This window comes from Endozoicomonas sp. (genome assembly GCF_051008435.1).
Lineage (GTDB): Bacteria > Pseudomonadota > Gammaproteobacteria > Pseudomonadales > Endozoicomonadaceae > Endozoicomonas_A.
On sequence record NZ_JBPCXO010000157.1, the window covers coordinates 1 to 6,057 of the forward strand.

General features: G+C 48.1%; 5 protein-coding genes. All 5 read right to left on the reverse strand.

The features are described 5' to 3' along the window. Positions 1–314: 314 nt before the first annotated feature. The 5 genes from folC to ACR2PX_RS07800 all read right to left on the reverse strand — a co-directional run bounded on the left by folC (position 315) and on the right by ACR2PX_RS07800 (position 5,806). On the reverse strand, positions 315–1,631 hold the full coding sequence (gene folC / locus ACR2PX_RS07780) for a bifunctional tetrahydrofolate synthase/dihydrofolate synthase (RefSeq protein WP_433998787.1): 1,317 nt from the start codon (positions 1,629–1,631) through the stop codon (positions 315–317). Between the two features lie 167 nt (positions 1,632–1,798). Next, on the reverse strand, positions 1,799–2,728 hold the full coding sequence (gene accD / locus ACR2PX_RS07785; protein WP_433998788.1) for an acetyl-CoA carboxylase, carboxyltransferase subunit beta: 930 nt from the start codon (positions 2,726–2,728) through the stop codon (positions 1,799–1,801). 417 nt (positions 2,729–3,145) lie between these two features. After that, a complete protein-coding gene (trpA, locus tag ACR2PX_RS07790) occupies positions 3,146–3,949 on the reverse strand; it encodes a tryptophan synthase subunit alpha (RefSeq protein WP_433998791.1) in 804 nt (267 codons plus the stop codon). Positions 3,950–3,965: 16 nt separating this feature from the next. Beyond that, the gene (trpB, locus tag ACR2PX_RS07795; protein ID WP_433998789.1) at positions 3,966–5,195 is read right to left on the reverse strand and encodes a tryptophan synthase subunit beta; all 1,230 of its coding nucleotides are present in this window, start codon (positions 5,193–5,195) and stop codon (positions 3,966–3,968) included. Then, positions 5,192–5,806, reverse strand: coding sequence for a phosphoribosylanthranilate isomerase (locus tag ACR2PX_RS07800; protein ID WP_433998790.1), 615 nt, complete (start codon positions 5,804–5,806; stop codon positions 5,192–5,194). The genes trpB and ACR2PX_RS07800 overlap by 4 nt, the downstream gene beginning before the upstream one ends. Positions 5,807–6,057: the final 251 nt, after the last annotated feature.

Sequence of the window (6,057 nt, forward strand, 5' to 3'; positions counted from 1 at the left end):
TTGGCCATTTTCTATGATTCTTTTCGTTGAATAGCTCGCTATTCGCCTCAAATAATCATAAAAACTGTCTCAAACCGGACTTTTTCTCGCTACGGTCGGCTAAGTCCGACAGGCTCCTAGCCACCTCCTGAGGATCATCAAAATCCAAGGAGTCAGCAATGAATCGTTCTTTCCACTTCTATCAAGACAGAAGAACCAGAAAGGCCGATAATCATACACACTCTCCTATGCACTAACCACCCGCATTAAACGACGATTTCGCACATACCCTCTCGAGAAACACCCAGGTAACCGGTAGGCCAATGCGGGAAAGATTATATAGAAGGAAGGGCTTCGCTGACATTGAACAAAATAGCACCAACCATCAAAAACGAACCCACCACGAGAACTCTGTCTTTGTCAGTGGATATCTCTGTCAGCCGCTGAAAACCTGTTTCGGCATTCTTAGCCATAACTGACTGACCAGAATACCTGGCAACAACGCCATTGAGATCAGACTTATCAAGCGCTCTAGGCGAGTCAAAACCGGTAACAACCCACTCATCTACGACTTCAGATAAAGACTCAATAACTCCTTGAAAGTCCTTATCTTTATAGATAGCAATCAGTGCACGAGTTTTTCCTGACACTGGATCCGCCTTAAGGCGTTCCACCAGCTTCGCTGCAGCCTGTGGGTTATGGGCAACATCGAGAATAACCTCAATGTCCTCCCCATTTTGATTGGACTCTATTATCTTTTCATAGCGACCAGGGAGGCTTGATGTTTTCAAGCCTTCTACGATTGCATTACGGCTTACGTCTTCAGGTAAAAACTGAATCGTTTGCAGAGCAGTAGCAGCATTATCGATAACCAGATTCGGCTTGGGCAAATTGGTAAAACCAATTATCTCACCAGTTTTGCTCATCCCTTCCCAGCTCCAGGTACTCTTTTCCTCATCAAGCACAAACTCCTTTTCTCTTCTATACAGCGCTGATTCCAACCTGACAGCTTGCTCGACGATACTGTTTGGTATTTCCACACCACCAAAAACAGCTGGCTTTTCTGGTCGAAAAATACCGGCTTTTTCTTTTGCTATCGCCTCAATACTGTAACCCAGCCAGTCCTGATGATCCAACCCTACAGTAGTAATTACCGAAACATTGGGCTCGATGACATTAGTCGCGTCCAGGCGTCCGCCAAGGCCTACCTCCATAAGGGCTATATCTATCTTTTCTTTCTGAAACACATCCACCGCCAACAGCACAGCGAATTCAAAATAAGATAACCATTCACCGCCACGCCCCTCATTCACTTTCTGAAATGAGGCACACAAGCTTTCGTCGCTTGCTTCAATACTGTTGACTTTAATTCGCTCATTGAACCTGAGCAGATGCGGAGAGGTGTAGACACCTACCTTATACCCAGCCGCTAAAAGAATAGACTCAAGGATTGCCACTGTTGAGCCTTTGCCATTAGTACCACCTACGATAATGACGAAAGGAGCTGGCTTAAGAAGATCTAACCTCTCAGCTACGCTCCTTATCCTGTCCAACCCAAGCTCCATCTCATGCTCAGGCCGGGTATTTTCCAACCAGTCAAGCCAATCAGACAGCTGCTCGAAGGGAGGCTGACTGTTTTGCTGGTATGTCATGGAGGGATTCCTTAGAAGAACATCAAAGGACAGAATGATAGTGGGGAGTCATGGATAGGTAAATAGCTTTACCTGTTTTGTAATGTTGAAAAGCGTGAACAACGTTGTATTTATAGAGTTAAGTCAAGCAACTGCCCACCGGGACAGTCGCCTGGATACCTTAGCCTTTAGCCGGCTGCTTGCACACTCTCTTCTTCCACCGCATTGAAGTCTGAATCCGACTCAACAGGTACAGAAGCCATTCCCTGCATTTTTCTGCATAGACCCGCTATGGTTGTGCGCATCGCACCACGATCAACAATCATATCAATCGCACCATGCTCAAGCAGAAATTCACTGCGCTGAAAACCTTCAGGTAACTTTTCACGAACCGTCTGTTCGATAACCCTTGGCCCAGCAAAACCAATGAGCGCACCAGGTTCTGCAATATTCACATCACCCAGCATTGCCAGCGATGCTGACACCCCGCCATAAACAGGGTCTGTCAAAACCGAAAAGTACGGGACACCCTGTTGTTTCATACGCTCTAATGCTGCACTGGTTTTAGCCATCTGCATCAGAGAAAACAGAGCTTCCTGCATACGGGCTCCACCACTGGCAGAGAAACAAACAAGAGGAATCTTGAGCTCCAGGCTCAGTTCTGCAGCACGAGCAAACTTCTCGCCTACAACAGAACCCATTGAGCCACCCATAAAGCTAAACTCAAACGCAACCGCTACTACAGGCAAGCCATCCAGCTGCCCTTTCATAGCAATCAAGGCATCTTTCTCGCCTGTCTGCTTCTGGGCAGACGCCAGACGATCCTTATACTTTTTTGAATCCCTGAATTTGAGCTTATCAACTGGCTCTATTTCAGAGAACAACTCTTCAGTCCCGCTCTTATCCAGAAAGTACTCCAGACGTTTTCGGGCACCAACACGCATGTGATGACTGCACTTGGGACATACGTCCAGATTTCTCTCAAGCTCTGGACGATATAAAACAGACTCACACTTAACACACTTGCGCCACAAACCTTCTGGCACATTACTGCTCTTCTGCTGACTCGTAGAACGTGACAGCGAAGGTATCAGTTTGTCGACTAGCCAGTTACTCATTCACACTTCCTGTCTATTGGCAGAAGACTCAAAAGAAGGAGCAGCTTCACACCACTCCCTCACGCCTACCACCTTAATTCATGCCGTTCATGACCTCATGCCGCTCAGGGCTGAGAGCCATGAAGCTATTCTTCACCGAGAGTCATGAAAAACAACTCCATCGCTCACGGCTGAAAAACCCGAAAAATCCGTAAAGACGCTTGAGCCTGCATCTACGTACTAAAAATACTAATACTCATAACTCCCTGGAGATTATAAGCACTATAAAAACTCGCTTATCGGCTTCTCGCTAGCTCTTTTCCCACCGTGACAGCATTTTGCTGATCAACCCATGCAATAAGCATGAATAGATCAGCAAAATGTGTCAGCTGAAAAAATAGCAAAGCGAGAAGCTCGACACTTCACGAAATTTCCGGGTTAATCTTTATCCATTGCCTGGCGCATTGCTTCCAGATGACCAGAGACCTTGTCAATGGCACCCTCACCCTGGCTTTCGTAGTTCGCCAGTTCAGATACCAACAAGGAACCCACAACAACACCATCTGCAACCGAAGAAATGGCAGCTGCAGACTCGCCATCCCGGATACCAAACCCAACACCCACTGGGAGATCGGTAAACCCTTTAATGTGCGCCACTCTGGATTGAACACTATCCAGATCCAGTTTGCTGGACCCAGTCACGCCTTTCAAAGAGACGTAGTACACAAACCCAGAAGCAACAGAGCAAATCTTTCTGATGCGCTCATCGGTCGTCGTTGGCGTGATCAGGTTGATCATGTCAATCTGTCTTGGTTTCAAATGCTCAACCAGATCTCCAGCGAACTCCGCTGGCAAATCAACAATCAACACACCATCCACTCCAGCCTTAGCCGCCCGAGTCGCAAACACCTCATAACCCATGACTTCTACCGGGTTCAGGTAGCCCATCAGGACAACTGGGGTAGTATTATCGGTTTCCCTGAAGCGAGTTACCATTGAAAAAACGTCATTCAATGTAACACCTTGTGATAAAGCGCGTTCATGAGCCTCTGCAATCACCGGCCCATCCGCCATCGGATCAGAGAATGGGAACCCGAGTTCGATCAGGTTTGCACCGCTGGCCACCATTTTATGCATGATGTCCACACTCTTCTCAGCTGGATCACCCGCTGTAATGTAGGGCATCAGAGCCTTACGCCCTTGCGCAGACAATTGTTCAAAGCACTGTTTAATTCTCATGATGATTCTCCCTTACTGCTCAGAACGTCAGTCCATCAATTTCAGCCACGGTATGAATATCCTTGTCTCCACGACCAGAAAGATTCACCAGAATAATCTGATCCTTTTCCATGGTTGGAGCCAGCTTTTCAGCAAAAGCCAAGGCGTGAGAACTCTCCAGAGCCGGCATAATACCTTCCATAAGAGTTAACTTTCTAAAAGCAGCCAGCGCCTCATCATCGGTTACACAAGGGTACTCAGCACGACCGACCGACCTAAGATGACTGTGCTCAGGACCAACGCCCGGGTAATCCAGCCCGGCAGAGACGGAATAGCTTTCAATAATCTGACCGTCATCGTCACACATCAGGTAACTGCGCTGCCCCTGGAACACACCTTGTCTTTCAGCAGACATACGTGCCGCATGCTCACCCGATTCAACGCCATGACCGCCCGCTTCAACACCGTAGATTTTGACATCTTCGTCTTGCAGGAACTCATAGAACAATCCCATGGCATTAGAACCACCACCGACACACGCCACCAGAGCATCTGGCAGACGGTTGGTCATCTCCTGACATTGCCTGCGAGCTTCACGACCAATAACACTCTGGAAATTACGAACCATTTCCGGGTAAGGGTGAGGACCGCATACCGTTCCAAGAATGTAGAAGGTTTCTTCGGGACGAGCTACCCAGTCACGCAGCGCTTCATTTATTGCATCTTTAAGTGTTTGAGAACCACTTTCAACAGGTACAAAGGTAGCGCCGAGCAACTTCATGCGGTATACATTCAGAGCCTGACGCTTTACATCTTTAGCCCCCATGTAAACCACACACTCCAGACCCAGTCGTGCAGCAACTGTTGCAGTAGCCACACCATGCTGACCCGCACCGGTCTCGGCAATAATACGCTTTTTACCCATATGCTTGGCCAACAGAGCCTGACCAATCGCATGATTGATTTTGTGGGCACCGGTATGATTCAGATCTTCCCGCTTCAGGTAGATTTGTGCACCACCCAGAGTTTCAGACCAGCGCTGGGCATGATAAAGCGGAGAAGGCCTGCCTACGTAGTGAGCCAGATCACGGTCAAAATCAGCTTGGAACTCCGGGTCATGCCAGAGCTTCTTGTAAGTAGCTTCCAGCTCTTCAAGCACACACATCAGTGTTTCAGCTACGTAACGGCCACCGAAACGACCAAAATGACCGGTTTCGTCCGGCAGGTCCTTTAACTTTTTATAGTCGCTGTTCTTATCTTCAATAGTCATTGCTTTACCGCCTCGACAAAGGCTTTCATCTTTTCGGGGTCTTTACCCCTGTCATTCTCTACGCCACTGCTGACATCGACAGCAAAAGGCGCAACCTGTTCTATGGCTTGCGAAACATTCTCAGGATTCAGGCCACCCGCCAGAATAATGGGCTTATCCAGACTGTCGGGTATCAATTGCCAGTCAAAAGCCTCACCGGTTCCACCGGGTATACCTTTACGATAAGAATCCAGAAGCAGACCACAGGCACCGGGATAAGCTGCAGCACTTTCCTCAACAGACGTCCCGGGACGTACTCTGAGCGCCTTGATATATCTTCTTCGCCATCGCTCACACTCCTGATCGGTTTCATTGCCATGAAACTGCAACAGATCCAGCGGGACCTGATCCAGAACTTCCTGGATAGCAGCTTCTTCTGCATCAACAAACAACCCCACCAGGGTGATAAAGGGTGGGACTGAAGTAGCAATTTCACGAGCTTTACTAACAGATACAAAACGCTTACTGGGCGCATAAAACACCAGACCCAGTGCATCCGCCCCAGCATTAACCGCTTCAAGAGCTTCTTCTACAGAGGTGACTCCACAAACCTTGACCCGAGTCTTCAACAATACCTCTCCTAATGCCTATAAATGGTATATACCCATCGCCTTTCAAGTTGCTACGTTGTTATCAGCGTTCGCTCACCCCAGTCACCAACTCGTTGTAGGCTCCTGGGGCTTCACGAACTTGACGCCCAGGAGTCTGTCGGACTTAGCCGACCGTAGCGAGGAAAAGTCCGGTTTGAGACAGTTTTTATGATTATTTGAGGCGAATAGCGAGCTATTCAACGAAAAGAATCATAAAAAATGGCCAAATCAGG

Excerpts from the sequence above, each read along its gene's own strand:
- trpB (WP_433998789.1), bottom strand. The coding sequence starts at position 5,195 with ATGACTATTGAAGATAAGAACAGCGACTATAAAAAGTTAAAGGACCTG.
- folC (WP_433998787.1), bottom strand. The coding sequence starts at position 1,631 with ATGACATACCAGCAAAACAGTCAGCCTCCCTTCGAGCAGCTGTCTGAT.
- accD (WP_433998788.1), bottom strand. The coding sequence starts at position 2,728 with ATGAGTAACTGGCTAGTCGACAAACTGATACCTTCGCTGTCACGTTCT.